Here is a 2453-nt window from a genome sequence, read left to right on the forward strand (position 1 = left end):
GCTGATGATCCTGGTGCATGGTCTGGGTATCGCTAACCCATTGCTAGGCGGGTTGCTGTTACTGGCTAGCACCTCCATGTTCGTCGGTAGCCTCTTCGTAGCGCGTCGGCGGCTTAACCCTCCTGCACGGCTCTCCAAAGGCCCCTGGATGCGGCTGCCAAAGAGCCTGATGGCGTTTTCGATAGGCGTTTTCCTGATCACACTGCCCACAGTAGGTTTGTTGCCTGAAGGGTTAGTAGAAGGCAGCGGTAGCTGGCTTCTGGCGCTGGCGTTGGCGGGCGTTGTGGTTTGGGGTCTGGGCGAAATGTTCTTTGGCATGACCTGGGGCGGCCCAATGAAGCACGCCTTCGCTGGCGCCTTACATCTCGCCTTTCACCGTCGTGCTGAGCGCTTTGGTGGTGGCCGGTCAACGGGGCTCAAAGCACTGAACCTGGAAGATGAGACAGCGCCTCTGGGCGTGGAAAAGCCTGCTGACTTTACCTGGAATCAACTGCTGGGCTTCGATGCCTGCGTGCAGTGCGGCCGCTGCGAGGCGGTGTGCCCTGCGTTTGCTGCTGGCCAACCGCTCAATCCCAAAAAGCTGATTCAAGACATGGTGGTGGGTTTTGCCGGTGGTAGCGATGCTGGCTATGCCGGTTCTCCTTATCCTGGTAAGCCAGTGGGAGAGCACCAAGGCGCTCCCCATGCGCCTATCGTGGCGCCTGTTGTTATGAAAGAGGGAAAGGCGTTGGTTGACGCCGAGACTCTCTGGTCGTGCACGACCTGCCGTGCCTGTGTCGAGGAGTGCCCAATGATGATTGAGCACGTGGATGCGATTGTCGATATGCGCCGCCACCTGACCTTGGAGCGGGGTAAGACACCCAATAAAGGTGCTGAGGTGCTCGACAACCTGATTGCTACCGACAATCCCGGCGGTTTCGACCCAGGCTCACGGCTCAACTGGGCGGCGGATCTTAACCTACCGCTAATGGCTGACCTAAAGCAGGTTGATGTGCTGTTGTGGTTGGGGGATGGCGCCTTTGATATGCGTAACCAGCGAACCCTACGTGCCCTGGTTAAAGTACTGCGTGCTGCCGAAGTAGACTTCGCCGTGTTAGGTGCTGAAGAGCGCGACAGTGGTGATGTGGCAAGACGATTGGGCGATGAAGCGACGTTCCAGTCCCTGGCTAAGCGCAATATTGCCACCCTGGCCAAGTATCGCTTCCAGCAGATTGTCACCTGTGATCCGCATAGTTTTCATGTGCTGGGCAATGAGTATGGCGAGTTGGGTGGTGCCAACTACGAGGTGCGCCACCACAGTACCTTTATTGCTGAATTGTATGACGCCGGACGGCTGACCTTTGCTCCCTGGAAAGGTGGCAGCGTTACTTATCACGACCCATGTTACTTGGGACGCTATAACGGTGAATACGAAGCCCCGCGGCGAGTGCTTAAAGCGCTGGGCATCCAGGTGGCCGAGATGGAGCGCTCTGGGTTCCGTTCGCGCTGCTGTGGCGGCGGCGGTGGGGCGCCAATCACGGATATTCCTGGTGAGCGCCGAATTCCCGACATGCGCATGAATGACGTTAAAGAGAGCGGCGCCGAGCTAGTGGCGGTGGGCTGTCCACAGTGCACTGCCATGCTGGAAGGTGTGGTGGATGCCAGCGCTGAAGTGCGCGATATCGCCGAACTGGTAGCTGATGCCCTGGTAGAGCGCCCTGCTGACGATGTGTCTGGGGTATCCCGCCGAACCACTGCAGTGACGACTGCTGAAGAGGTGACCTTATGAGTGAGATTATTCGCCGCGATCCGCGTCGCGAGTGGATCGCCCGGAACCGTCTTCATCCAGACCACACCAGTGTGCTCGCCGCCCTTGGCGTAAACAGGGAAGGCGGCGGAGCAGCCAGTGAGTGGCTGGGTCCCAACGGCGTGGTGCGTAAGAATCCTCGCGCCATCGGTTTTATCGGCCCCAATGGCGTCAAACGGATTGATCGTAGCGGCCTCCAGCAAGGTGGACAGGCCGCCGCGACCACTACGGCGGCCCCCGCGACCACTACGGCGGCCCGTGATAGCCGCCGCAGGGTGATCATTGATCAGCCCGCCTTTCTGGTAGCAGTAGTACCCGACCTGACCGGTGGCCGCCTTTCAAGCCATGATAAGGATCTGTTGGGATTAGCCAGACGCGTGGCGGATGCCGATGCCGAACAGCCTGGCGCTGTGGTGGCGGTCTTATTCGGCGAGCATAAGGAAGAAGCGCTTGGTGAAGCCGGGATCGATCGCGTCGTGCATCTTGATGATGAACTTTACGCAGGGTTTGCTCCCGAGGCACGGCTGGCGGTGTTAAGTGCCGTCGAACGGGAGATGACGCCGCGTTTCTGGCTGTTGCCGGACTCCCCCCTAGGCGGAGCTGATCTGGGGCGGCGGCTTGCCTTACGCCTGGGTGAACGCGCTGCCACGGGGGTGTGGCAGGTGGA

1 protein-coding gene and 1 pseudogene are annotated in these 2453 nt (G+C 59.8%); both read left to right on the forward strand.

Annotated features, from left to right (window positions below; all coding sequences use genetic code 11):
- The coding region (locus INT22_RS18635; RefSeq protein ID WP_226912905.1) for a DUF3483 domain-containing protein at positions 1-1768 on the forward strand (1768 nt) is incomplete at its 5' end.
- Positions 1765-2453 (forward strand): annotated as a pseudogene (locus tag INT22_RS21530) (electron transfer flavoprotein subunit alpha/FixB family protein); the annotation flags it as partial. The gene INT22_RS18635 and the pseudogene INT22_RS21530, both read left to right, overlap by 4 nt.

Origin of the sequence: Halomonas sp. 3D7M, from assembly GCF_014897885.1 — a bacterium.
Taxonomy (GTDB): Bacteria; Pseudomonadota; Gammaproteobacteria; order Pseudomonadales; family Halomonadaceae; genus Vreelandella.